The 25,391-nt window shown below is 63.6% G+C and carries 22 protein-coding genes; 12 read left to right on the top strand and 10 right to left on the bottom strand.

From position 1 onward, the window contains the following. Nucleotides 1-169: 169 nt before the first annotated feature. From R5N89_RS11375 to R5N89_RS11360, 4 genes are all read left to right on the top strand, one after another. Entirely contained in the window at nt 170-1,117 is a 948-nt protein-coding gene (locus tag R5N89_RS11375; protein ID WP_110569411.1) for an ABC transporter substrate-binding protein, read from the top strand. Nucleotides 1,118-1,152: 35 nt separating this feature from the next. Continuing rightward, nucleotides 1,153-2,136 (top strand): iron ABC transporter permease, encoded by a 984-nt coding sequence (locus R5N89_RS11370; protein ID WP_110569496.1) that lies wholly within the window; start codon nt 1,153-1,155, stop codon nt 2,134-2,136. Continuing rightward, the gene (locus R5N89_RS11365; protein ID WP_167400882.1) at nt 2,133-2,873 is read left to right on the top strand and encodes an ABC transporter ATP-binding protein; all 741 of its coding nucleotides are present in this window, start codon (nt 2,133-2,135) and stop codon (nt 2,871-2,873) included. The genes R5N89_RS11370 and R5N89_RS11365 overlap by 4 nt, the downstream gene beginning before the upstream one ends. Before the next feature lie 192 nt (nt 2,874-3,065). Further along, a complete protein-coding gene (locus R5N89_RS11360; protein WP_110569408.1) occupies nt 3,066-4,310 on the top strand; it encodes a zinc-dependent alcohol dehydrogenase in 1,245 nt (414 codons plus the stop codon). Here the strand turns inward: R5N89_RS11360 and ampC are convergent. The 6 genes from ampC to R5N89_RS11330 all read right to left on the bottom strand — a co-directional run bounded on the left by ampC (nt 4,307) and on the right by R5N89_RS11330 (nt 11,227). After that, a complete protein-coding gene (gene ampC / locus R5N89_RS11355) occupies nt 4,307-5,455 on the bottom strand; it encodes a class C beta-lactamase (protein WP_354680680.1) in 1,149 nt (382 codons plus the stop codon). The genes R5N89_RS11360 and ampC overlap by 4 nt on opposite strands. 296 nt (nt 5,456-5,751) lie before the next feature. Next, the gene (locus R5N89_RS11350) at nt 5,752-7,152 is read right to left on the bottom strand and encodes a carbohydrate porin (RefSeq protein WP_373320381.1); all 1,401 of its coding nucleotides are present in this window, start codon (nt 7,150-7,152) and stop codon (nt 5,752-5,754) included. 531 nt (nt 7,153-7,683) lie between these two features. Then, nucleotides 7,684-8,682 (bottom strand): signal recognition particle-docking protein FtsY, encoded by a 999-nt coding sequence (gene ftsY / locus R5N89_RS11345; RefSeq protein ID WP_110566873.1) that lies wholly within the window; start codon nt 8,680-8,682, stop codon nt 7,684-7,686. A 1-nt stretch (nt 8,683) separates the two neighbouring features. Further along, on the bottom strand, nt 8,684-9,931 hold the full coding sequence (gene mtaB / locus R5N89_RS11340; RefSeq protein ID WP_110566871.1) for a tRNA (N(6)-L-threonylcarbamoyladenosine(37)-C(2))-methylthiotransferase MtaB: 1,248 nt from the start codon (nt 9,929-9,931) through the stop codon (nt 8,684-8,686). Further along, nucleotides 9,928-10,752, bottom strand: coding sequence for a diaminopimelate epimerase (dapF, locus tag R5N89_RS11335; protein WP_110566869.1), 825 nt, complete (start codon nt 10,750-10,752; stop codon nt 9,928-9,930). Before dapF ends, mtaB begins: the two co-directional genes overlap by 4 nt. A 73-nt stretch (nt 10,753-10,825) precedes the next feature. Then, entirely contained in the window at nt 10,826-11,227 is a 402-nt protein-coding gene (locus tag R5N89_RS11330; RefSeq protein WP_110566867.1) for a VOC family protein, read from the bottom strand. An 86-nt stretch (nt 11,228-11,313) separates the two neighbouring features. Between R5N89_RS11330 and R5N89_RS11325 the strand changes: the two genes are divergently transcribed. From R5N89_RS11325 to R5N89_RS11310, 4 genes are all read left to right on the top strand, one after another. After that, complete coding sequence (locus R5N89_RS11325; RefSeq protein WP_110566865.1) at nt 11,314-11,958, top strand: class I SAM-dependent methyltransferase; 645 nt, start codon at nt 11,314-11,316, stop codon at nt 11,956-11,958. Between the two features lie 162 nt (nt 11,959-12,120). Then, the gene (locus R5N89_RS11320) at nt 12,121-14,016 is read left to right on the top strand and encodes a hypothetical protein (RefSeq protein ID WP_110566863.1); all 1,896 of its coding nucleotides are present in this window, start codon (nt 12,121-12,123) and stop codon (nt 14,014-14,016) included. A gap of 157 nt (nt 14,017-14,173) precedes the next feature. Continuing rightward, a complete protein-coding gene (locus R5N89_RS11315) occupies nt 14,174-14,476 on the top strand; it encodes a hypothetical protein (RefSeq protein ID WP_110566956.1) in 303 nt (100 codons plus the stop codon). Nucleotides 14,477-14,520: 44 nt separating this feature from the next. After that, on the top strand, nt 14,521-15,144 hold the full coding sequence (locus tag R5N89_RS11310; RefSeq protein WP_110566861.1) for a LysE family translocator: 624 nt from the start codon (nt 14,521-14,523) through the stop codon (nt 15,142-15,144). Nucleotides 15,145-15,231: 87 nt separating this feature from the next. Here the strand turns inward: R5N89_RS11310 and R5N89_RS11305 are convergent, their stop codons facing one another. Genes R5N89_RS11305 through R5N89_RS11295 form a run of 3 tightly spaced genes read right to left on the bottom strand, consistent with a single transcriptional unit; the run spans nt 15,232 to nt 19,429 of the window. Next, nucleotides 15,232-16,455, bottom strand: a complete 1,224-nt coding sequence (locus tag R5N89_RS11305) for a phosphoglycerate kinase (RefSeq protein WP_110566859.1) — start codon at nt 16,453-16,455, stop codon at nt 15,232-15,234. Further along, nucleotides 16,455-17,477: a type I glyceraldehyde-3-phosphate dehydrogenase gene (gene gap, locus R5N89_RS11300; protein ID WP_110566857.1), complete on the bottom strand. Its 1,023-nt coding sequence runs from the start codon at nt 17,475-17,477 to the stop codon at nt 16,455-16,457. The genes R5N89_RS11305 and gap overlap by 1 nt, the downstream gene beginning before the upstream one ends. 32 nt (nt 17,478-17,509) lie before the next feature. Further along, nucleotides 17,510-19,429 carry a transketolase-like TK C-terminal-containing protein gene (locus tag R5N89_RS11295; RefSeq protein ID WP_110566855.1) on the bottom strand — a complete coding sequence of 640 codons (1,920 nt, stop codon included), beginning with the start codon at nt 19,427-19,429 and terminating at the stop codon, nt 17,510-17,512. 134 nt (nt 19,430-19,563) lie between these two features. Between R5N89_RS11295 and R5N89_RS11290 the strand changes: the two genes are divergently transcribed. Both R5N89_RS11290 and hemA read left to right on the top strand, forming a co-directional pair. Then, a complete protein-coding gene (locus R5N89_RS11290; RefSeq protein WP_110566853.1) occupies nt 19,564-20,028 on the top strand; it encodes a hypothetical protein in 465 nt (154 codons plus the stop codon). Nucleotides 20,029-20,197: 169 nt separating this feature from the next. Further along, nucleotides 20,198-21,499 carry a 5-aminolevulinate synthase gene (gene hemA / locus R5N89_RS11285; protein ID WP_110566851.1) on the top strand — a complete coding sequence of 434 codons (1,302 nt, stop codon included), beginning with the start codon at nt 20,198-20,200 and terminating at the stop codon, nt 21,497-21,499. 162 nt (nt 21,500-21,661) lie between these two features. Here hemA and R5N89_RS11280 read toward each other — a convergent pair whose 3' ends face one another. Further along, entirely contained in the window at nt 21,662-22,450 is a 789-nt protein-coding gene (locus R5N89_RS11280; RefSeq protein ID WP_110566849.1) for a DsbA family protein, read from the bottom strand. Between the two features lie 247 nt (nt 22,451-22,697). Here R5N89_RS11280 and R5N89_RS11275 point away from each other — a divergent pair, with 247 nt between their 5' ends. Both R5N89_RS11275 and recA read left to right on the top strand, forming a co-directional pair. Next, complete coding sequence (locus R5N89_RS11275; protein WP_110566847.1) at nt 22,698-24,119, top strand: gamma-glutamyltransferase; 1,422 nt, start codon at nt 22,698-22,700, stop codon at nt 24,117-24,119. A gap of 179 nt (nt 24,120-24,298) precedes the next feature. Beyond that, nucleotides 24,299-25,342 (top strand): recombinase RecA, encoded by a 1,044-nt coding sequence (gene recA, locus R5N89_RS11270; protein WP_078526443.1) that lies wholly within the window; start codon nt 24,299-24,301, stop codon nt 25,340-25,342. Nucleotides 25,343-25,391 lie beyond the last annotated feature (49 nt).

Raw genomic sequence — 25,391 nt, 5'->3', positions numbered from 1 at the left:
ATTGCGCCGGGGCAGTTAGTCTATATATCTGCAAGGATATAATAACCGGCCAGAAAATGAGGACAGGACCGTGAACTCGGGGAGATCGACTGTAGCCACGGGACTGTGGGCATGGGCTCTGGCAGCGGGTCTTGCTGTTACTCCCGCCACGGCGCGCGAGATAACGGACATGGCGGGCCACGCGCAGGCCGTGCCCGATCATCCCGCCCGCATTGCCGATCTGTGGTTCGCCCATAATGAACTGCTGCTGATGCTCGGCGGCGTGCAGCAGATTGTCATGACGGTGGACAGCCCGCAGGCGCGGCCGTGGATGTACCGGGTGTTTCCGGCACTCGCGCAGGCGCAGCTTGTCAACGGGCCGCAGGTCAATGCGGAATCCCTGCTGCGCGATCAGGTGGACCTTGTGTTCGTGCCGCAGGCCTCGGCGGCCATTACGGCGTTTGGCGCGGTGGACATTCCGGTGCTGGTCTCGTCGTTTCACGATGTCGATGGCCTGCTGCGCGTGGTGGACATGACGGCTGCGGCCCTGGGCACCGAGCACGCGCACGCCACCGCGGCCCATTACCGCACCATGATGAAGCAGACAGTCAATGACGTGCGCGAGCGCCTGGCCAGCGTGCCCGAGGCCGCGCGCCCGCGCGTGCTGCACATCCAGTCACTGCATCCGCTGCGGGTGGATGGGGCGGACAGCATCGTGGATGAATGGATTACGCTGGCGGGCGGCCGCAATGCCGCAACCGGGGTGAGCGGCAACATGAAGCCGGTCACGCCCGAACAGGTGGCGGCGTGGAACCCCGATGTCATCATCCTCGGCCCCGATTGCGGCACCATCGACCCTGCTGCTGATGGCGGGTTGTGGCAGCGCCTCGCCGCCATGCGCAACGGGCGCGTGCATGCCAATCCGTCTGGCGTGTTCCCGTGGGATCGCTATGGCAGCGAACTGCCGCTCCAGATCAGTTGGGCCGCGAAAACGCTGCACCCCGACCTGTTTGCGCAGACCGACCCCGTGGCGCTGACGCAGGACTTCTACCGCACCTATTTCCACTACAACCTGACCGGGGACGATGCGCAGCGCATCCTTGCAGGCCACCCGCCGCAGCCGGGTACCGCTCCTTGAGGCTGCGCGGCGTGCGTATTGCGGCGCTGGCGGTCATGGGGCTGGTGGGGCTTGCGGTTTTCTCGGCCTGTATCGGGCGCTTTGCGGTGCCGCCCGCGCAGGTGCTGCACGCGCTGGCCGCCAGCATCGGACTGGTGGCACAGGGCGATACGCCGCAGGCGCATATGGTGCATAGCGTCGTGTTTGGTGCGCGTCTGCCGCGTATTGGGGGTGCTATCTGCGTGGGGGCGGCGCTTTCGGTGGCGGGGGCGGCGTATCAGGCGGTGTTTCGCAACCCGCTGGTCTCGCCCGGCCTGCTCGGCGTGCTGGCGGGGGCTGGCACGGGGGCGGCGCTGGGCATCGTGTGGGGGCTGGGGCCCGTGGGTGTGGCGGGGCTGTCCTTTATCGGGGGGCTGCTGGCCGTGGCCCTTGGCGTGGGCGTGGCGCATCTGTTCGATGCGGCATCGATGCTGATGCTGGTTTTTGGCGGGCTGATCAGTTCGGCACTCTTCACGGCGCTGCTGTCGCTGCTCAAATACATTGCCGACCCGCAGAACCAGTTGCCCGACATCGTGTTCTGGCTGCTGGGCAGCCTGACGCAGGTCACGCCACATGCGCTGGGCGTGATGGCAGGGCCAGTGGCGATTGGCATCGTGCTGCTCAGCGCATGCGGGCGCATGCTCGATGGCCTGGCCATGGGCGATGAGGAGGCCCGCACGCTGGGCATTCCCGTTATGGCGCTGCGCTATGGCGTGATTGGCGCCGCCACGGTGCTGGCGGCGCTCACGGTCTCGGTTGCGGGCATGATTGGCTGGGTGGGGCTGGTGGTGCCGCATGTGGCCAGGTTGCTGGTGGGGCCATGCAACATGCGGGTACTGCCTGCAAGTGCGTGTCTTGGTGGTATGTTCCTGCTGGTGTGCGATGACCTGGCGCGCACGCTCTCGGTGGAGGAAATTCCCGTGGGCCTGATTGCCGACCTGCTCGGTGTGGCGCTGTTCGTGGCCGTGCTGCCGTTGCTGCGGCGGGGGTGGCGGGCATGAAGGCTGTGCTGCGCATGGATCATGTCAGCTTCCGCCATGCCGGGCGCACCGTGCTGCATGACCTTTCGTTTGGCATCAGGGCAGGGGAGATGACCGCGCTGCTCGGCCCCAATGGCGCGGGCAAGACCACGCTTTTGCGCCTGCTGCTGGGACTGGCGCGGCCAGACGCAGGGCAGGTGCTGCTTGATGGCCAGCCCATGCAGGCCTGGTCACGGCGCGAGGTGGCGCGGCGGATTGCTCATGTGCCGCAGGGGCATGTGCCGCTTTTTCCCTACAGCGTGCGTGACATCGTGGGCATGGGCCGCCTGGCGGAAACGCCCTTTGCCCTCAACCTGGGCCGCCATGACCGCGATGAGGTAACGCACGCCCTGCATGCGCTGGGCATCATCCATCTGGCGGACAGGCCCTATACCGAACTTTCGGGCGGCGAGCGGCAGGCGGCCCTGCTGGCCCGCGCTTTGGCGCAGGGGGCGCGCACGCTCATTCTTGATGAGCCGGAAACCGGGCTGGATTACGGGCAGAAGCAGCGGCTTTATGCCCTGCTGCACAGACTTGCCAGCCAAGGCCATGCCATTGTGGCCACCACGCATGACCCGCTTGCTGCCGCCCGCGTGTTTGACCGCGCCATTGCGCTGCGACAGGGGCGGATCATGGCCGACGGGCCCGCAGCCGATGTGCTTGATGCCCCCATGCTGGAGCAGCTTTACGCCCCGCGCGAAACTGGCCCACAAGAATAAAAGTTTTTGGTGAAGCTTTTTACAAAAAGCTCCAGAAGAACACCGCTTTTTTGAAAAAAGGCGGCACCCGAAAACTTCTGTTTTTCATCAAGGTTATTTTCGAACAGGATCTCTCTTTTATGGAGCGGGCCAGCAAACCATACCGCCCCCCATGCGTCTGCCTGATATTCCCCTCAAGCAGGACGTTTTCCCATGAAAGCACTGACCTGGCAGAAGAAAGGCAAGATCACATGCGAAAGCGTGCCTGATCCCGCCATTATGGATGGGCATGACGCCATCATCAGGGTGACCGCCTGCGCCATCTGTGGCTCCGACCTGCATTTGATGGATGGCATGATGCCGACCATGCAGTGCGGCGACATCCTCGGCCACGAAACCATGGGCGAAGTGGTGGAGGTGGGGCGGGAAAACACCCGCCTTACGGTAGGCGACCGGGTTGTGGTGCCCTTTACCATCTCGTGCGGGGTATGCCGGCAATGCAAATGGGGCAACTGGAGTTGTTGCGAGCGCACCAACCCCAATGGCCGCCAGCAGGCCGAGACATTTGGCTACCCGCTGGCAGGGCTGTTTGGCTATTCGCACATGACGGGCGGTTTTCCCGGTGGGCAGGCGGAATATCTGCGGGTGCCGCATGCCGATATCGGGCCGATCATCGTGCCAGACGGGCTGAGTGACGATCAGGTTCTTTTCCTGTCCGATATCTTTCCCACCGGCTATCAGGCCGCCGAACAGTGCGACATTACGCCCGAGGCCGAAAAGACCATCGCCATATGGGGCTGCGGCCCGGTGGGGCAGATGGCGATCCGCTCATGCTTCCTGCTCGGGGCCAAACGCGTCATCGCCATAGATCAGGTGCCCGAGCGGCTGGCCATGGCGCGGGCTGCTGGTGCCGAGACAATTGATTTTGGCACCGAGAACATTCAGCACACCCTTGTTGAAATGACCCACGGGCTGGGGCCGGATGCGGTGATCGAGGCGGTAGGCATGGAAGCCCATGGTGCGGACACCATGATGCAGAAGGTCGGCTCGGCCCTGCTCTCGGCCACCACGCTCGAGCGGCCCTTTGCACTCAACCAGGCCATTCTGGGCTGCAGGCCCGGCGGCATCGTGTCGATGCCCGGCGTTTACGCGGGTGCGCTCGGGCCGGTCATGGTCGGGGTGCTAATGAACAAGGGCCTGACCCTGCGCACGGGGCAGACCAATGCCCAGAAATACCTCCAGCCCCTGCTTGAGCGTATTGAGAAGGGGGAGATTGACCCTTCTTTCGTCATCAGCCATCGCTCCACCGACCTTGAAGAGGGGCCTGCTTTGTATGAGAAGTTTCGTGATAAGAAAGATGACTGCATCAAGGTTGTGTTTTACCCGCATGGGGGCAATGGAATGTCCGGTTTCGGACACCTGTCTTCAAACTCAGACGTTTTCGCCGATGGCGACTAAGGCCTGGAATTCAGTGACTCGATGAGCGAGTAGACCGCCTTCACCCGGGATTCATTCGGATAGTTTTTGTTCGCCAGGACAACTATGCCGATATTTTCACCGGGCAGGATCGCAATATAGCCACCAAAGCCGTTCGTTGATCCAGTCTTGTTCAGGAAAACGTTTTTCTGGGGGGAGAGTGGCGGGTTCAACTTCTGTTCTGGTTGTGGCTTCATAATAAAGTCATAGCCATTGCCCAGTGTCATCTTCTGCAGCTCAGTGGGCCAGGTGTATTGCTCCCAGATCATATCCTGCGTGAAGAACGATGTTTTGTACTGTCCTTCATGGGTTCTCCTGACTGCCTTACGCAATTCTTCCGAAGCTGTCCCCTGTCCCATCTCCACATCCAGGACCTTCAGCATGTCCCGGGCGCTCGATTTTACGCTGTAGGCTTCATCGGCCAAAACGCCAGGGGTCATTCGGATTGGTGCGTTGGTCTTTCGGTCATATCCCCAGGCGTACTGGCCCATTTCGCTCTCTGGTACGTCAATCCAGGTATGCTGCAGCCCGAACATCGGAAAAAGCAGGTCTTGCACGACCTGCTTATAGTTCGAGTTCATGGCCTTGCCAGTGATATAGCCGAGCATTCCGATGCTGATGTTGGAATAGCTTCTTGCTCCCGGTTCCGGCGGGTGCCAGTTCTTTAGCCAGGTCACCAGCCCATCGACGTCGGTTATGTTGTCTGGCACCTGCAAAGGCAGTCCTCCCGAATGGTGCGTTGCCAGATCCATGAGGGTCAGCCGATTGCCTATCGAGCAGGCGTCTGCACAGACATGATGTGCCACTGTGTCATTGAGGCTGAGTTCACCGCGTTCCTCGGCCAATGCTGCAAGTGTTACATTGAAAATTTTGCTTATTGAGCCGAGTTCAAACAGAGTATCAGGCGTAGCAGGACGGTTATCGGCTTGTGATGCTACTCCAGCGGCATAAAATTCATGTTTGCCGTTGCGGGTAATGCCGACAACAAGGCCGGGTATATCGTATTCCTTCATCACGGGTTGGAGCGCATCCCGTGTTTGTTCAGCAAAACTGTCAGCTTTTGCAGGCAAAATATTTGAAGCGATCATGGCAATGGAGAGCGCCACAAGATACGACCGCTTATTCATCTATATGCTCCACACTTGGATTTCTCTCATGGGTTCGTGAGAATACAGAGGGCTTCCGGTATCACAAGTCATAATCCAGACATGAAGCTACACGGCAACTATAACTGATCCCTTGTGATCATAAGTCCGCTTACCGAATGGTCGAGTAGCCTTCTGGGCGTCTGAAAAGAGGGCATATCCTGCCTGTCCGCTATGTAGAATCTGTGTTGAGGCCCTTTATATCCAAAAAGAAATGAAACCCGCCAGAACAACACAATACCAGAGCGCGCAGTTTCCACTGTCTGTCCCACGCGTCCTTACAGGTTGGCCGTCAATTGAATACCCAGCACCGCAGCGTCATGGAAAGTCGTCGTGGCACCAGGGTGCTGGAGGTACTGGAAGTCAAACTGCATCGTGGTGGAATTGCGCAGCACGTGCGTGCTGTAAAATGCTTCGTATACATTTTCCCAATGCTGCACGCCCCATACCGGCCCCCACTGGTTGCTCAGGTAGGGCATGCCGAGCGCGCGCGATGATTCCTGTTGCAGCGACAGCGTGCCGCTCATGTCCATGTGCTGGAACATGGCGCCAATCTGGTCCTGCCTGCGGTGCCAGGGCGTGCCTGATTCAACAAGGCCAATCCATTCATGGTCGCGCATGGCCACGAGGTTGCCCTGCGAATAGCCCGCACCACCTACCGCCACCAGTCCTTCTGCAACGCCAGGGCCATTGCGCACCAGCATCTGGTCGAACATGAACCATGCCGTGCTCATGCCTGCCTCATACCGGCGCGGCTGGCCCGTAAGCTGGAAGGAATTGCCATGAATATCGGAATAAAGGTTGGGATAGCGCGAGTTATCGTACCATGCGCCAAGCTTGTAGTTGCCGCGGAGCGAATGCTTGCCAAACCATGGCATCCACCCCAGCTCAACCTGCGATGTGACCTTGCTCATCCCGTTCTGGGCCAGCGCCCAGCCTGAAATACCGCCGTTATAGGCGTGGGGCGACACCATGAAGATGCCCCCCATGATATAGACCTTCTTGGCCGGGAACACGCGCAGCACCCCGCCAAGATTGCCCGAGGGCCAGTCACGCCCGCCCGGCACGTATTTGCCCGGCGCGAAATTGCTGCACACCGACACGTTCATGAAAGAACAGGCCACGTAATCATAGGCAAAGAAGCTGCCGGTCGGAATATCACCGGCGGAAACAACGATCCGTTTGTGCAGGAATGTCTTTTCGGCATATAGCGCCACCAGATGCGCCACGACATTACCGCGCCCGCCATAGATCTGCTCGGGGTTGGTGACCGAATCACCAAGGTTGTAGCCAAAGTTGCGCCCATGCCCGTTGATGACGAGCATGTGGGTCCATAACCCGCTGACATGCGCAAGCCGCTGCCAGTCAATATCAAGTTCACTGGCCACCTGGCCCGCCAGCACATCGGAGCGCGTGCGCCCGCCGCGCACGTTGCCCATATATTCTTCATTGAGCGCGAAGTTGAGGTACAGGCCATGTCTGTTCAGCCACCGGCGGGCGCCAAACCATTGGCCAAGCAGGTGAGGGGCACCGTGCAGGGTGGGCACCTGCGGGTCGACCACGGCATTGCCCCAGCCTTCAAGCGGAAAGGCATGGGCGGCGTAGGGTTCAAGCTCGACGGGCAGGGACTTGGAGGTTTCACTCTGGGCAAATGCGTCATCAATGCAGGTCACGATTATGAAAATCAAAGCAATAGATGTCAGTATTTGCTTCACGAGGAATCCGTTCCAGAATTTCCCGTTAATTGCATTATTTTCACAATTGCATTCAAATTATAAAATCTAATTAATTTGTAATATTTTGCACATATTTAATAAAGTAAGCGTGAAGCGATGTAAAATATCCGACACTTCAAATAAAATTATTAATAAATGTTCATGAAGCTATATTTTTAATGAATTCCTGCACATAAAACATGTCTGAATGCAGAATCAGGATAAGCCTGTGCTGTAAAGTAGATCGTAGATAGGGCTAAGGCTGGAAAAAGTATTTTTCAGAAAATGAGAAATTCTAAAAACCACATTGCCCTTCTGGCTTGTGAGATTAAAAATATAGATGTCAGTTTTATTTGAAAAATATGGAAGTGCTTTAACCATAAAGAAGTTTTTGGTGAAGCTTTTTTCAAAAAGCTTCAAAAAACGCCGCCTTTTTCAAAAAGACGGCACCCAAAAACGTTTATCTGTTCCCCTCCAAAAGCCGGGGCGCAGATATTACTGCGCCGGGGGCTGACCGGCTTCGGGCGTCTCATCCGCTTCGGTGGCGGGGGCATCGTCGCGTTCAACCACCTTGATGGAATCACCCACCAGCCCCGTGGCAAAGGCCTCGGCGGAGAAGGGGCGCAGGTCCTCGGCCTGCTCGCCCACGCCTACCAGATGCACCGGCAGGCCGAACGCATCGGCCAGCGCCACCACAATGCCGCCCCGCGCCGAGCCATCAAGCTTGGTCACCACAAGGCCGGTCACGTTGACCAGTTCCTTGAACACCCGCACCTGCTCCACCGCGTTCTGCCCGGTGGTGGCATCAAGCACCAGCAGCACGGAATGCGGCGCGGTTTCGTCAAACTTGCGCATGACGCGGATGATCTTGGCCAGTTCCTCCATCAGCGCGCTCTTGTTGTGCAGGCGGCCTGCGGTGTCGACCAGCAGCAGGTCGGCGCCTTCCGCCGTGGCGCGCTTGAGGGCCTCGAACGCAAGCCCCGCCGCATCGGCATTGGGCTTGCCCGCAATGACCGGCACGCCGGTGCGCTCGCCCCAGACCTGCAACTGCTCGACGGCTGCGGCGCGGAAAGTATCGCCCGCCACCATCATCACCTTCTTGCCCTGCTCGCCATAATAGCGGGCCATCTTGCCAATGGTGGTGGTCTTGCCGGTGCCGTTCACGCCCACCACCAGCACCACATGCGGCTTGTGGCTGGGGTCGGGCTCGAACGGAATGGCGACAGGCTGGAGGATGTTGGCGATTTCCTCGGCCAGGGCCTGACGCACTTCCTCATCGGTCACTTCCTTGCCGAATTTGGAGCGGCGGAAGGATTCAATCACCTTGCCCGCGACGCTGGGGCCAAGATCGGCGGAGATCAGCAGGTCTTCCAGGTCCTCGAGCGCCTGGTCATCAAGCTTGCGCCGGGTAAAGACGGCGGTCAGGCCACCGCTGAGTTTCTGGGTGGAGCGCGAAAGCCCCGCCTTGAGACGTGAGAAGAAGCCAAGAGCCATATCAGAGAATTTCCGCCACCAGTCCGTTATCGTCAACCGCCACGGGGCGCACCGTCTCGATCCGCCCCGCACCCGACACAGCGCCATCCACCAGTCGCACCGGCGCGAATTCTTCCGAATGTCCCGCCGTGTCGGTTTCCATCAGCACGCGCAGGGTGCGCCCGCGCAGGCGTTCATGAAAGTCGCGTGCCGCCTGTGCCCCTGCCGCGCGCAGGCGTGCCGCGCGCGCCTTGCGCTCGGGCACCGCAATGGCGGGCATGCGGGCCGCAGGCGTGCCGGGCCGCTCACTATAGGGAAAGACATGCAGGTAGGGCAGGGCGTTATCCCGCACGAATTCGAGTGTCTGTTCAAACAGCGCGTCATCCTCGGTCGGGAAGCCTGCAATGATGTCCGCCCCTATGCCGATATCGGGCCTGAGCGCGCGCGCCCGCGCCACGACGGCAGCAGCATCGGCCGTGAGGTGCCGGCGCTTCATGCGCTTGAGGATGATGTCGCTGCCCGCCTGCAATGACAGGTGCAGGTAAGGCATGAAGCGCGGCTCCCCCTCAAGCAGCTTCCAGATGTCCTCGTCAATCTCCACCGGATCAACGGATGACAGGCGCAGCCGCTCGAGTTCGGGCACGAGGGCAAGCAGCCTGCGGCACAACTGCCCCAGCAGCGGCTTGCCCGGCAGGTCGTGCCCCCAGGAGGTAATGTCCACCCCCGTCAGCACCACCTCGCGGTAGCCGGACTGCACGAGTGCGCGTACCTGCTCCACTACAGCGCCCACCGGCACCGAGCGCGAGGGGCCGCGACCGAAGGGAATGATGCAGAAGGTGCAGCGATGGTCGCAGCCCTGCTGCACCTCCACAAACGCGCGGGTGCGGCCGGCGAATTCGGTTACCAGATGCGGCGCTGTCTCACGCGCCGCCATGATGTCGGACACGGCATGGCCTGCGCCCAGCGCCATCTCGCTCCAGCTTGCGGCCTCGAGCTTCTCGCGGTTGCCCAGCACGCGGGTTACGCCGGGCAGGGCGGCCCAGCGCCCGGGGTCGATCTGGGCCGCGCAGCCGGTCACGACGATGCGGGCATCTGGCCGCTCGCGGTGGGCGCGGCGCACGGCCTGCCGCGCCTGGCGCTCGGCCTCGCCCGTTACCGCGCAGGTGTTCACGATCACCACATTGTCCAGACCTGCCGCGTGGTTGCGCATCACCTCGCTCTCATAGGTATTGAGGCGGCAGCCGAAGGTAAGGATCTCGGGCTTGGTCATCGTGGGTAATCTTCAGGGTTGAAGTGGCCCGTAAAGCTGGTCACCGCAGGGCCGGTCATGAGCACGTGGCCATCGCTCTCGCGCCACGTAATGTTCAGTTCCCCGCCATCCATCGCCACGGTGCAGGTGCGCGCGACCAGCCCGCGCCGTATGGCGTTGACCACGGCGGCGCACGCGCCCGAGCCACAGGCCCGCGTCAGCCCGCTGCCACGCTCCCACACGCGCAGGCGCATGGCATCAGGCGATATGACATGGGCAAAGCCGATATTGGCGCGCTGGGGGAAGAGCGGGTGATGCTCGAGTTCCGGCCCCGCCACGCACGGGTCCATCGCATCGGGCGCGGGCAGGAAGAAGGTGGCATGCGGGTTGCCCATCGACACCGCCGCCGGGTCGCCCGCAATGGGCAGGTACAACGTGTCCATGGCCTTAGCCAGTGGTACATCTTCCCAACCCTGCGCGGGCACGCCCATATCCACCGTGACCACGCCGGGGCGCACGATGGTGGCGGGCAGCACGCCCGCGCGGGTCTGAAGGCCGATGCCGGTACGCCCGCTCTCACGCGCCACAAGGTCGGCCACGCAGCGCGAGGCATTGCCGCAGGCCCCGGATTCCGAGCCATCGGCGTTGAAAAAGCGCACGAACACATCTGCCCCTTCGGCACAGGCCGGGCGCAGGATCACGAACTGGTCGCAGCCAATGCCGGTATGCCGGTCGGACAGGGCGGCAATGCGGGCAGGCGTAAGGTCATGGCGCTGCGCGCGCTCATCCACCACCACAAAATCATTGCCCAGCCCATGCATTTTCAAAAAACCGGTCATCATCCGTCCTGTATAGCGGTTCGCCACCCCTTTATGCGAGCGGGATGGCACCGCGCGCGCCTGCTTGCAAGCCCGATCAGATAAAACGCCCCGGCTTTCCGCGCTGCAGCACCTCGATCCTGTAGCCATCGGGGTCGGTTATGAAGAAGAACCTGCCCACGAACTGCTCGCCACACGACATGTCCTTCACCGCCAGCGGCGCAAGGCCCGCCTTCGTCAGCCGGGCATGCTCGGCATCGACATCGGCCACCGATACGGCGAGGTGCCCATAGCCATCACCAAGGTCATAAGGCTGGGTGCGGCCGTGGTTTACGGTCAGTTCCAGCTCGAATGTCTGTTCATCATTCGACAGGTAGATAAGGCTGAAGCTATCAAAAACAAGCCGGTCGGCCACTTTCAGGCCAAAGGCGGTTTCATAGAAGGCAAGGCTCGCGGCTTCATCAAGCACGCGGATCATGGAATGGATCATACGGGCCATTCGGCTTTTCTCCTGTTCTCCACGGCATGGGGCGTGATACGCCCACCCCGTATCGCATTGTTACACCTGCACTGTCTGGCACATTCATGAACGACCTGCACGGGTTCCACCCGCAATCCTTCACCGCCGCCTCGGCTGAGTCCGATACGCTGTTCTATTCGCGCAGGCCAACCGGCCCCCTGCTTGACCAGGGCGCGCAGACGGCCATCACGGCGCTCTATCGCACGCTCCTGCCCGAGGATGGCAATATCCTCGACCTGATGGCAGGCCCCGACAGTCACCTGCCGCCTGACATGGAATTCGACAGCGTGATCGGCATTGGCGTGAACGCGCAGGCGCTCGACAGCAATCCCCGCCTGACCGACCGCGTGGTGGAGGACATCAACGAAACCCCCGACCTGCCGCTCGCCGATGAAAGCATGGACGCGGTCCTTCTGTGCGATGTCGTGCCCTATCTGCGCCAGCCGGTGCAGGTGCTGCGTGAAGTCGCCCGCGTGCTGCAACCCGGCGGCCTGATCATCATGACGTATGGCGCGCGCTTCCTGCCGCAGAAGGCCACGGCGCTATGGCAGGCGCTCGAGCCTGATGACCGGGGGCGCATGCTCGGCGTGCTGTTGCAGCGCGCGGGTTTCGGCCCGGTGGATACCGGCAGCGTCACCCCCGCGCCTGAGGACATGTTCTGGAAGGATGCGGTCATGGCGCTGACGGCCCGCCGCCCTGACGTTTTGTAACACTGGCTGGCCGGGATGCCATATTCCGCCATGATGCCCGTGGCACAAACAGCACGGCGCGGCGGATCATGTCTTATTAAAACAAATTATCATTTACCCGGCCCGCCGGACATGTTTTGTCACATCCTGTCTTGAACCTGTTCTGGGGCCTTCTGGCGATAAATGCAGATTCCGTTCCTCTCCGGCAAGCCCGCTGGCCGTCTGGCCAGCCTGCTCATGCTGTGTTCCGTTCTGGTGCCCATGGCTGCCGCATGGGGCGATGAGGATCCCGAATCGCTGGATATCATGGAACGCCAGATGGCCCATCTGCAGCAGCAGCAGCAGGCCCTGCAGAACGAACTCGCCGCCATGCACCAGCAGATCGCGCAGCACCGCGCCCGCCTTGGCGGCACGTCGGCTGCGAGCGGGGCAGGCGGCGCGGGCCACCCGCTTGAGGTCACCGGCACGGGCGGGCACGTGCGTGGCGGCTGGATGCCGGTGGAAGGCCATGCACCGCAGCAGGCAGCCGTGACGGGTGGCGAGCGCGTGGGCCGCCCCCATATCGGCGGCTATTCCGACCCCACATCAGAGCCCGGGGATCAGCCCACGGTTGAATCCGTGGTGGCGCACCGCGAGGAAGATCTGATCTCGCACATGGCCAACAACAATGTCGGCCCCCACAACCGCGAGACAGTGGGCGCGCAGTCGGCTGGCGCGCTGGGTAGCAAGGTGTTCCATCTTGGCCCCGTGGCCATCATTCTGGGTGGCTTCTTCGATGCGGCGGCGCTGGTCGAGAACCGTCAGGTTTCATCGGGCATCTTCAACTACTGGAACGCCATTCCCTTCCGCAACAGCTCCAATTTCCACACCACCAACTTCAATGGCGATGCGCGGTATTCGCGCTTCTCGCTCATGGCGCGCGGCCAGCTCAACCCGCACCTGACCGTGGCAGGCTTTGTGGAAACCGATTTTGGCGCGAGTGCCGAGACCACCAACCCCTATGAGAGCAATTCCTACGTGCCCCGGCTGCGGCAGGCTTACCTGACGCTGGATGATTCGCGCGCGGACCTGCATTTCCTCATCGGCCAGGCCTGGACCATGCTCACACCCGACCGCGTGGGCATCGTGCCCCGCCAGGAGAGCCTGCCCGAAACAATTGAATCCTCCATCCTCGCGGGCCAGACCTGGTCGCGGCAGTGGCAGGTGCGCATCGTCAAGGACTTCCTCAAGCACCGCCTGTGGACCGGCCTGTCGATCGAGAACCCGGCCACCATCTATGACACCTCCGGGTTTGGCGATGACGTGGGCAATGGTGAGTTCCGCCTGCCGGGCAACAGCAGCAATTACGCCAAGCTCGGCTCGAACGGCGTGGGGCTGAGCAGCGCCACCACCAACTATTCCAACGAAATCGCGCCCGACATCATCGGCAAGCTGGCATGGGATCCCTCATGGGGTCATTACGAAGTCGAGGGCGTGGTCCACTTCCCGCATGACCGTTCGGTCATGAACGGGGTGGGCGAGAACCATACCGCCATCGCCTGGGGGGCGGGCGGCTCGATGATCCTGCCGGTCATTCCCCACCGGCTGGAAGTGCGGCTCGCAGGCCTGGCGGGCAAGGGCATTGGCCGCTACGGCTCGGTGCTGCTGCCTGATGCCACGCTGCGCGCCAATGGCGGGCCCGCCCTGCTGTCGAGCGCCCAGACCACGGCAGGCGTGATCGCGCACCCCAACAAGGTGATCGACGTGTATGGCTATTTCGGCATGCAGCGCTCGGGCCGCAACTATTTTGACGAAGATGGCGGCAGCTATGGCTATGGCAACCCCAATGCCGACAATACGGGCTGCATGACCGAAGGCTCCGGCATCAATGGCGGCGGAGGGTGCGCCGCCAATATCCGCTCGGTGGAGGAGTTCACCATCGGGGCATGGTACCGCTTCATCCACGGCCAGTATGGCACGGTGCAGGCAGGCACGCAGCTGGCCTATTCGCGCGTGCATACATGGGGTGGCATGGGTGGCGCGCCCACGACCAGCCTGAGCGAGATCTTCTTCGATTTCCGCTACCTGCCTTTCCAGTAAGGCAGGCGTGCCACGGCGGATATTGCGTCAGGCCGGGAAAAGGGGGATGGTGGCCCCGCGATTGGGAAGAATGGAAAGGCCTGCGCTCATGTCTATCAGGTTACGGCACTTGGTCCTTGCTGCGTGGCTGGGCGCTGCTGTCGCGCCGGGTGTGGCCCTGGCGGATAGCGGCCATGCCGATGCAGGCAACGAAGACCCCGGCGAGGCCTCGCAGCGCCATGCCACCATGCATCAGCTTTCCAAAAAGCCGCCGCTACCCACCCTACATATGGATTACAGCCAGTACCGCTACATCCCCAGGGGTGACCGGGTCAAGGAACAGCCTGACCTGAACCGCCTGCTGTTCTGGACCCCCACCGGCGAGCCGGATGGCTATGCTGAGAAGCGCGGCACCGCCGTGCTATATTACGACCGCACCGGCAAGGCCGTGCGCGTGGATACCAACCCCTATAACCGCTAGGCGGTCGCCACAATTCCAGCCCCGATGGCACGAGGAAGACCAGCGTGACGGTTTCGCAATCCTTTCTTTCCTTTGTGCTTGCGACCCTCATTCTGGCGTTGACCCCCGGTCTTGATACGGCGCTCGTGCTGCGCACGGCCTTGCGCGATGGGCGGGGAAAAGGGGTGGAAACCGCTCTGGGCATCGCCTGTGGCTGCCTGGCGTGGGGGGTGGCCGCCGCGACCGGGCTGGGGGCGCTGCTTGCGGCCTCGCGTCTGGCGTTTGATATGATCCGTGCCTGCGGCGCGGCCTATCTGTTATGGGCCGGAGTGAGGATGCTGCTGCGCCCCCGTAGCGACATGCTGGCCCCTGACACCGCCCGGCGCGGGCTGCCACGGCGCCATTTCCTGCGTGGGCTGTGCCAGAATCTGCTCAACCCCAAGATTGGCGTCTTCTATATTTCCTTCCTGCCGCAGTTCGTGCCGGCGCATGTGCGCGTCGGGCCCTATCTGTTCGTGCTCTCGGGCGTGCAGGCGGGGGTGAGCCTGCTATGGCTGGTGGTGGTGGCCTGCATGGGGCATTCCCTCGCGCGCCTGCTGTGCCAGGGGGCGACGGCACGGCTGATGGATCGGCTGACCGGCTGTGTCTTTATCGGCTTCGGGCTGAGGCTGGGTCTGTCGCGGCACTGAACGGCTGTTTGAAAAAAGCGGAGCGCCCATGAAAAAAGGGACCACCGGATGATGGTCCCTTCCTTCACGTCATGACGGCGCGGCCTGTCAGATGGGCATGGCCCGTTCAAACACGGCTTCAAGCGCCATGATGCCGGGCAGCGTCTTGCCTTCCAGCCATTCAAGGAAGGCGCCGCCCGCGCTCGAGATGTAGGAGATATGCTTCTCTACCCCCGCATGGCGCAGGGCGGAGACCGTATCGCCACCGCCTGCAATGCTCTTGAGCGCGCCCGCATCGGTCAGGCGACCAACCTCGCGCGCCACCGCATTGGTGGCGGCATCGAACGGCGTGATCTCGAACGCGCCAAGCGGGCCGTTCCAGACCAGCGTTTTCAGCATGGTGAGCTTTTCGTTAATCAGCCTGACCGTCTCCGGGCCTACGTCGAGCGCCATGGCGTCAGCCGGAATGGCGTTCACTGGCACCGTGCGCGTGGGCACGTCCGCCCTGAAGTCGGTCGCGGTCACGACATCAACCGGCAGGATGATCTCGCAGTTCTTTTCCTTCGCCTTGGCCATGATGTCACGCGCGGTGTCGTGCATCTCGGCCTCCTGCAGCGAGCGGCCTACGTTCACGCCCTGTGCGGCAAGGAAAGTATTGGCCATCGCGCCGCCAATAATCAGCATGTCCACTTTTTCAAGCAGGTTGCCGATCAGGTCGAGCTTGGTCGAGATCTTGGCCCCGCCCACGATGGCCCCCACCGGGCGGGCCGGGTTTTCAAGGGCTACGTTGAGCGCGTTGAGTTCCGTCTCCATCAGTCGGCCTGCAAAGGAGGGCAGCAGGCGGGCTACGCCCTCGGTCGAGGCATGGGCGCGGTGGGCGGCGGAGAACGCATCATTGACGTAATAATCGGCCAGTGCGGCGAATTCCTTGGCCAGCGCCGGGTCGTTCTGCTCCTCGCCGGGGTAGAAGCGGGTGTTTTCCAGCACCACCACGTCGCCATCTTGCATGGCATCCACGGCCTGCTGTGCCTTGGGGCCGGTGCAGTCATCGACAAAGGTGACCGGGCGGCCGAGCGCATCACCAAGCGCATCGGCAATCGGGCCAAGCGACATTTCAGGCACCGGCTTGCCCTTGGGGCGGTCGAAGTGGCTGACAACAATCACCTTCGCCCCCTTCTGGGCCAGTTCCTGGATGGTGGGCAGCAGGCGCAGGATGCGCGTGGCATCGGTAATCTCGGCGTTCCTGACCGGAACGTTCAGATCAGCGCGCAGGAGAACCTTCTTGCCCGTGGCATCAAGGTCATCCAGCGTCTTGAAGCTTGCGGCAGCCATTACAGTGCCCCGAATACGGCGGCCGTGTCGGCCATGCGGTTGGAGAAGCCCCACTCATTGTCGTACCAGCTGCAGATGCGCACCAGCTTGCCGCCATCGATCACCGCCGTCTGGGTGGCATCGAAGGTGGATGAGGCGGGGGAGTGGTTGAAGTCGGTGCTGACCAGCGGCGCGGTGTTGTAGGCTAGGATGCCCTTGAGCGGACCCGACTCGGCGGCCTTGCGCAGCGCCTCGTTGACGTCCTCGACGGAGGCGGGCGCCTTTTTCGGCACGAAGTCGAGCGAGACGAGCGACACGTTGGGGGTCGGCACGCGGATGGCGGTGCCATCAAGCCGGCCCTTGAGGTGCGGCAGCACCAGCCCCACGGCGCGCGCGGCGCCGGTCGAGGTCGGGATCATGTTCAGGGCGGCGCCACGCGCGCGGCGCAGGTCCTTGTGCAGCGTGTCCACCGTGCGCTGGTCGCCGGTGTAGGAGTGGATGGTGACCATGTAGCCACATTCGATGCCGAACGTGTCATCAAGCACCTTGGCCACGGGGGCGAGGCAGTTGGTGGTGCAGGATGCGTTGGAGATCACGGTCATGTCCGGGGTCAGCACGTCCTGGTTCACACCATAGACGATGGTGGCGTCCACGCCCGATGCCGGGGCGGACACGATCACCTTGCGCGCGCCCGCCGTAATGAGCTGCGCGGCCTTCTCCTTGTCGGTAAAGCGGCCCGTGCATTCCAGCGCCACGTCCACGCCCTGGAAGGGAACCTTCGTGGGGTCGGCCTCGGCCGAGACGGTAATGGGGGCGTAGGTGCGGCCATTGGCCGTGATGATGATCTGGTTGCCCTCCACCTTCACCTCGGCGGGGAAGCGCCCGTGCACGCTGTCATAGGACAGCAGGTGTGCGTTGTCGGCCACGCTGCCAAGGTCATTGATCGCGACCGGCACCACGTCGGTGCGCCCGCTTTCAATGATGCCACGCAGCACGAGGCGACCGATGCGACCAAAACCGTTTATTGCGACTTTAACAGCCATGTTCTTATTATCTCCGTAAGGGTCAGACATGTTCACACACTGGCATCGAGCGATACCAGCCCGGATGGTGGCGGCGCGCCGTTTCCTCCCGCGGTTTCCATCGCGGTTCCGGCATGGGAGTGGAGCAGCCGCATGGCGTCGCGGCAGATCCGTTCCGGCGTGATGTCGGCCGGGTCGTCGGGCCTGTCAGGCGTGGGGGAGGCCCCGAACCCGTCAATGCCCACGAACAGCCCGCCCGGCCCAAGCCAGCGATCCCATCCAAAACCCGATGCGGCCTCGATTCCGATCCGGGGCGCTGTTCCCAGCACGGCATCACGATACGTCATTTTTTGGGCGGCGAACAGTTCCCAGCACGGAAGTGATATAACCGCCGCCCCGATGCCCGCCGCGCGCAGCAGCGCGCGCGCCGCCAGCGCCACGATGGCCTCGTGCCCCGTGGCCACCAGCGTAACCTGCCGCGGGCCTTCGGCCTCGGCCAGCACGTAGCCGCCGCGCGCGCACAGGTTGGTCAGGCCATGCTGTTCGCGCTCGGGCACGGCGGCGGCGGTCGAGGGGGCGGATTCCAGCACCAGCAGGCTCGGCCCGGTCGTGCGCCGCAGGGCCAGTTCCATGCATTCCATGGTCTCGCGGTGGTCGGCGGGGCGGAACAGCGCCATGTTGGGCATGGCGCGCAGGCTGGCCAGTTGCTCGACGGGCTGCCAGCCGCCCGCGTTCTCGCCGCGCGGCAGTTCATCATCGCTGAGCAGGTAGATCACCTGCTGGCCGGTCATGGCGGCGTAGCGCAGGGCGGGGCGCATGCGGTCCACCGCAATGATGGTGGTGGCGCCAAAGGCCAGCAGCCCGTCATGCAGCGCAATGCCGTTGAGCAGGGCGGCCATGCCATGCACCTGCGTGCCGCATGAAAGATCCGGATCGCCACTGCTGCGCCGCAGTGCGGAGAAATCGGGCATCATGCCCTGGCGCGAGCGCAGGCAGGTCAGCTCGGGCAGGAGTTCATGCAGGGTTTCGAGTCCGCGCCGGGCCGAGAAGGCGGCCGAGGCGCGGGCCAGCAGCGCGCCGTGCTCGCGCCACGAACGCTGCCAGTCAGGCTGCCAGAAGGCGGGGCGCTGGTTGCGGGCCATGCGCTCGAATTCGGCTTTCTGGCGGTCCTTGAACAGGCGGCGCAGCCACGAGCGCCGCGCGCTGGCCCCCCGCCGCGCCGCGCCGGCCCACAGGCCCGGATCATCGACAAAGGGTGCTGGCGGATCGGTTTCGGGCGGGGCGATGCACGCGATCAGGCAGGGCTTCTGCGTGCGCTGGGCGGAGGCGATGACGCTTGCGATCTGTTCGGTATTGCCCGCATCGACCTTGCGCACCGACCAGCCCGATGCGCTGTAGCGCGGCAGGATGGTGTCCACCTCCTCGCGCTCGCTGCTCCACAGGCCCACCACCAGGGTCACGCGGTCAAGGCCAAGCTGGCCTGCCAGGGCGGCGCTTTCCAGTGCCACGCCGGTGGAAAGCTCGCTCCAGCACCCCAGCGCCCATACGCGGTGGTTGACCACCGAGCGGCCAAAGCGGGCGGCCAGCTTCTGCTCGGCCAGCGCCATGCCGATCGCCGCCCCCAGTCCCTGCCCGTTGGGGCCGCAGGCCTGCCGGTCGGTCGCGGCAGGCGTGCCGGGGCGGATTGCCTGGCCCGACAGTTCGGCCATGATGCGCGGCAGCACCCGGTAGCGTGGCGAGGAGATGACCAGGCGGTCGCGGTCTGGCCAGTCGGGGCTGGCCGGGTCGAAGCGCAGGAAGCGACTCCACAGCACCGCGCACAGACCGGCCATGACCCGGGCGTGTGGGGCCTGCCGCCGGTCCGTTTCATGAACGCCGATGGCATGGCGGATCGCCGTGGCCAGCCGCTCGGGCATGGAAGGGGGCGGGGGCGGAAGCGCGGGGGAGATCACGCGGGCTTGGTCTTCGGGCATGCGGCGTCGTCCATTGAGCAGGGTATGATCGGTCGGAGCCGGTGGAGTACTGTTACTGCGCCCGGTGCGCCGCGGCAACATTGCTGCACGCGCCCCTATGCCCGGCGGGGCGGATACTGTATCGGTAGCGGGTCATGACCCGTCCGTCTCCCCGCTTCGCCCGCCGTGCTATTCTGGTGGCGGCCCTGTGCCTGCCAGCCATCGGCGGGTGCCGGCTGGTCAGCCAGAAAACCTTCAACCGCCATGCAGGCGATCCGCCGCATTTGCCCGCTGCTCCGGTCCCGCAGGTCCCGGGCATCGACAGGCCGCCGCTCGTGACCATCGTGGCGGGGACGCCGCCCGCGCAATGGCAGCCTGCGGTCCGGGCCGCCGTGGCCGATGCGCTGGCGCGCAAGCCCAACGCGCTGTTCACCATCGTGGTCAACGTGCCGGTGGGGGCCGCAAGCGGCCTGCCAGACATGAAGGCGGCGGTGGATACGGACGGCCAGCCGGTGCTGCAGGCGGTGATGGATGCAGGCGCAGGCACCGCCCAGACCGAGATGGATGCCCGGGGCGTTCCCTCTGGCAGTGCAACGCAGGTCTGCATTTACGTCGAGTAGTTCAATGCGGTTTTGCAATTTCCGCCCCCGTCATGCCATAAAGGCCCCCTTGCCGGTGGTTAACCGCCAGCCCTAGTGGCCGATAAGGGGCGGTTTCATCCCCCCCCCGGCTTGGGCCACCCCGCACGGTGGGCGTAATGAATGAAGGCCCCGTAAACACGATCGGGGTATGCCATGGAGAAAACCAGCAGTGTCCAGTAATCATGTGGATGGGCATCCGTTTTTCCGGTTCTGCCAGACGGCGCTGGCCGATATCCGCGCCCAGGGGCGATACCGGCAGTTTACGCCCCTGGCACGGCTGGCCGACCGCTACCCGTTATACGAGCAGCCCGAGGCCGAGGCCACGCCATCCACCCCCGCCTGCCCCGAAGACCGTGAAGTCGTGGTCTGGTCCTCCAATGACTATCTGGGCATGGGGGTCGAGCCGGTTGTAACCGAGGCCGCGATCCGCGCCATCCATGAGCATGGGGCAGGCGCTGGCGGCACGCGCAATATCGCGGGCACAAGCCCGGTGCATACCGCGCTGGAGGCGGAACTGGCCGACCTGCACGGCAAGGAAGCGGGGCTGCTGTTCGGCTCGGGCTACGTGTCGAACCAGGCATCGCTGCAGACCATCCTGACGAGCATGCCCGGCTGGATCTGCTTTTCCGACCGGCTGAACCATGCCTCCATGATTGCGGGCATCAAGGGTGCGCGCGGGTCGAGCACGGTCATTTTCGAGCATAACGACCTTGCCGACCTTGAGGCCAAGCTGGCCGCAGCCCCGAAGGACGCCCCCAAGCTGATCGCGTTCGAGAGCGTGTATTCGATGGATGGCGATATTGCCGACATCGCCGGCACCTGCGCGCTGGCCCGTAAATACGGCGCCATGACCTACCTTGATGAAGTGCATGCCGTGGGCCTGTATGGCGCACAGGGCGGCGGCGTGTCGCAGCGCGATGGCGTGGCTGCTGAGGTGGACATCATCGAGGGCACGCTGGCCAAAGGCTTTGGCGTGCATGGCGGCTACATCACCGCTTCGAGCAATATCGTGGAATATCTGCGCCTGAACGCCTCGGGCTTCATCTTCACCACGGCGCTGCCCCCCGCGGTCGTGGCGGCGGCGCTGGCCAGCGTGAAGCAGGTGCGCAAGGATAACTGGCGGCGCGAGCGCATTTTCGAGCGTGTCGATACCTTCCGCGCCAAGCTCAGGGCGGCGGGCATTCCCTTTAGCATGACGCCGAGCCATATCGTGCCCATCCCCGTAGGCGATGCGCGGCGCTGCCGCGAACTGAGCGACCGGCTGCTCAACGATTATGGCATGTACACCACCCCCATCAACTACCCCACCGTGCCGCGTGGCACGGAGCGGCTGCGGCTTACGCCGGGGCCGCGCCATACGGATGCGATGATGGACGAGATGGTGGCGGCCCTTGGCCACCTGCTGAGGATCAATGACCTGGCCGAGGCATCAGTCGTGGCCATGGCCTGAGGCCATGCCCTTTCCCGCCCTCCTGTCAGCACGGGAGGCGGGAAGGGCCTGATCCGGTACCCTGAAACAGGGTAAGGTTTTTGCTGAAGCTTTTTTCAGAAAGCTTACAGGAGAACGCCGCCTTCTTGAAAACAGGCGGCACCCAAAAACTTTTATTCTTCCTTAATGGTTCTGCGCGATGGCCTTTTTCAGGTCATCATAGCTGACAGCGCCGGGAATGATCTGGCGGGCGTTGAACACGAAGGTGGGCGTGCCATCAAGTCCGATCGCGCGCGCGAGTTCCATGTTGGCCTGCAGGATGGACGTGACCTTGGCGCCATTCATGTCACTGACCAGTTGGGTGGCGTTCAGCCCCGCCTGGGTGGCCAGCGTGCGCATGCGCTCGACCGTGGGCTGCACGGAATCGTTCATCACCACGCCCTGCATGCGGAAATATCCTTCCTGCCCGCCCTGCACGAAGGCCGCCACGAGCGCCTGCGATGCGATCAGGCTGGGCTGGCCGAGCACGGGAATGACCTTTTCAATAATGCGCAGGTCCCTGTTCTCGCGCGTCAGCCGGTCAAGGTCGGGCAGCACCTTGCGGCAGTAGGGGCAGCGGGGGTCATAGAATTCGACAACGGTGGTCTGCCCCTTGGCATTGCCCAGCACGCCATCGGTCGCCGTTGGCGTGGTCAGGTCGCCACGGTGGCTTTCCAGCGCGGAGCGGGCCGCGTTCTGCTGGGCTGCGTTGGCATTGCTGCGCAGGGCGGCAATGGCGTCTGACAGGATGGTGGGGTCGGTTTTCAGCGCATTGCGCATGATCTCGACAATTTCCTGCCGCTGGGCGGGAGTGAAGCTGGCCTGTGCATCCGCGGCCCGGCCCGCGCCTGCCGTGGCAGCCATCATCGCCCCCGTGGCGAGCAGGGTGGGGAGCAGGCGGGGTCGGTTGTGGCGGGGCGAAAGAAAGGTCACGGGTTTGCTCCGTTGTCATGTCGCGATAGGGTGGTGTGTAAAGGATCGGGCAGCGGAAAGAAATGGGCCATGGGGCCGTGCTGGCGCCATGCCTGTTGCCGATGGCCCGGAACGCCGCTAAGTCGTGAAGGGTCTGCTACGATCGCGCGGTCGTTACGAACCGTTCAACGGAATGAAGCCGACCTGCCTATTGGAGAAGCGTTGCGTGCCTGAGCATTCGTCGATCACCCCTGTCGCCCGTCGGTCCATGCGTACGGCGCTCTGTGCCGTTCTGGCCCTTTCGGTTACGGGCTGCGCCTTCAAGAACTATTCGCCCGTCAAGATCGTCTCCAGCATGTTCGGCCCCTCGCCGGGGCAGTTGATCGGCACTGTCTCCTCCGATGAGCCGCAGGCCACGCTGGTCGGGCGCGACATTCTCCAGCGCGGCGGCAATGCGGCGGATGCGGCCACGGCCATGGGGTTCGCGCTGGCCGTAACGCTGCCTTCGCGCGCCTCGCTCGGCTCTGGCGGGGCGTGCCTCGCCTACCGTCCGGGTGACCAGAATGGCGGCCGCGCCTTCATGTTCCTGCCCGTGGCGGGGACAACCGACATAACAGGCATGCCCCATGCCGACCGCCCGGCAGCGGTGCCCATGCTCGCGCGCGGGCTGTACCTCATGCACCTGCAATATGGCTCGGCCGCGTTTTCCGAGATGGTGCCGGGCGCGATTACGCTCGCGGCCAATGGCATCAATGTCAGCCGCCAGCTTGCCACCGACCTTGCTGCCGTGCAGGTGCCGCTGCTGGCTGATGCGGGCGTGCGCACGGTGTTTGCCCGCTCGGATGGCAAGGCGCTGGCCGAGGGCGATGCGCTGGTCCAGACCCATCTTTCAGGCGCGCTGGACCAGATCCGCAGCATGGGCGTGGGCGATCTTTATAATGGCGCGCTGGGCCAGTCCTTTGTGGCGGGTAGCCAGAAGGCGGGCGGGGGCCTGACCATGGCCGACCTGCGGGGGGGCATTCCGTCCGAGCGCCTGCCGCTGTCCGTGAGCAGTGGCGAGACGCAGGTCAGCTTCCTGCCGCCCCCTGCGGATGGCGGGCTGGGTGCTGCGGTGGCATTTCGCGCGGCCTCCTCATCGGATGCAGCAACACGTGCGCAGGCCAGCGTGGCGGGCTGGCGTGCCCAGAATGGCAGCCACGCCAGCGGCACGGGCGATGACCTGACCGCCCGCGCGCAGGCCTTTGTCAACGCAGGCGGGGCAGGCGGCGGTGGCCTGCCGTCGCTGCCGGCTTCCACCTCGTTTACCGTGGTTGACCACGCGGGCATGGCGGTGGCGTGCAGCCTGAGCATGGACAACCTGTTTGGCACCGGGCGCATGGCGGGCAATACCGGCATCGTGCTTGGCGCATCGCCAGCGCGCCTGCCGCAGCCGCTCTATGCTGCCGCCATTGCCAGCCAGGGCCGTGCCTTCCGCGCGGTGGTGGCGGGGTCGGGGCAGAACGATGCGGCGGCGGCAACCGGCATTGCCATGCGGCAGATCCTTGCAGGCCAGACGCCCGATGCCCATCCTGTTACAGCGCAGGGCCGCGTTAATGCCATATCCTGCCCGCATGGCCTGCCGGGTGATGGCGCAACCTGCACCGCCGTGACCGACCCGCGTGGCGCGGGGCTGGCCATGGGGCCGCGCTAAAGCACGGTTATTGCCCGGCGGCCCATCATTATCGGGGTAGGAAAGGAACAGGGCCATTGTAAATGATCCTGTTTTGTTCCATATTGCAGGACATGACCCCGCCCCCTGTTCCGGGCTGGCGCGGCAGGGCAGGATGCCCGTTATAAGGTTTCATTCCACCAGAACCAGGTAGGCAGGCAATGGCACAGGCTCCGGGTATAGATAAAAGCAAGGCCCTGGAAGGGGCATTGAGCCAGATCGAGCGCGCGTTCGGCAAGGGCTCGATCATGCGCATGGGCGAGCGCCCGTCCGAGCAGGTGGATGTGATCTCCACCGGTTCGCTCGGCCTCGATATCGCGCTGGGCATTGGCGGCCTGCCACGTGGCCGTATTGTCGAGATTTATGGCCCCGAAAGCTCGGGCAAGACCACCATGGCGCTGCACGCCATTGCCGAGGCGCAGCGCAAGGGTGGCACCTGCGCCTTCATCGATGCCGAGCACGCGCTTGACCCCGGCTATGCCCGCAAGCTGGGCGTGGATGTGGACAACCTGCTGATCAGCCAGCCCGATGCGGGCGAGCAGGCGCTCGAGATTGCCGATACGCTGGTGCGCTCGGGCGCGATTGACGTGCTGGTGGTCGATAGCGTGGCGGCCCTTGTGCCGCGCGCCGAGCTTGAGGGCGACATGGGCGACAGCCATGTGGGCCTGCATGCCCGCCTCATGAGCCAGGCGCTGCGCAAGCTGACCGGCTCCGTCTCGCGCTCCAACACCATGCTGATCTTCCTTAACCAGATCCGGCTCAAGATTGGCGTGATGTTCGGCAGCCCCGAAACCACGACAGGCGGTAACGCGCTGAAGTTCTATGCCTCCGTGCGCATGGACATCCGCCGCATCGGCTCGATCAAGGACAAGGATGAGGTGACCGGCAACCAGACCCGCGTCAAGGTGGTCAAGAACAAGATGGCGCCCCCCTTCCGCCAGGTCGAGTTCGACATCATGTATGGCGAGGGAATCAGCAAGGTTGGCGAACTGATCGACCTTGGCGTCAAGGCGGGCATTGTTGAAAAGTCCGGTGCCTGGTTCTCGTGCGATAGCCAGCGCATTGGCCAGGGGCGCGAGAACGCCAAGCAGTTCCTGCGCGACCACCCCGAAATGGCTGCCGATATCGAGCGCCGCGTGCGCGAGCAGGCCGGTGTCGTGGCTGAAGCCATGCTCGTCGGCCCCGATGAGGAGGGGGCGGACTGATTGCCCTTGGCCTGTTCCATTGTAACAGGCTATCGTCCCTGCGCTCTGG

The sequence above is a fragment of the Komagataeibacter sucrofermentans DSM 15973 genome, assembly GCF_040581405.1.
Classification (GTDB): domain Bacteria; phylum Pseudomonadota; class Alphaproteobacteria; order Acetobacterales; family Acetobacteraceae; genus Komagataeibacter; species Komagataeibacter sucrofermentans.
The sequence above is the reverse complement of the archived record's forward strand: the minus strand, read 5'-3'. Positions and strand labels throughout refer to the sequence as shown.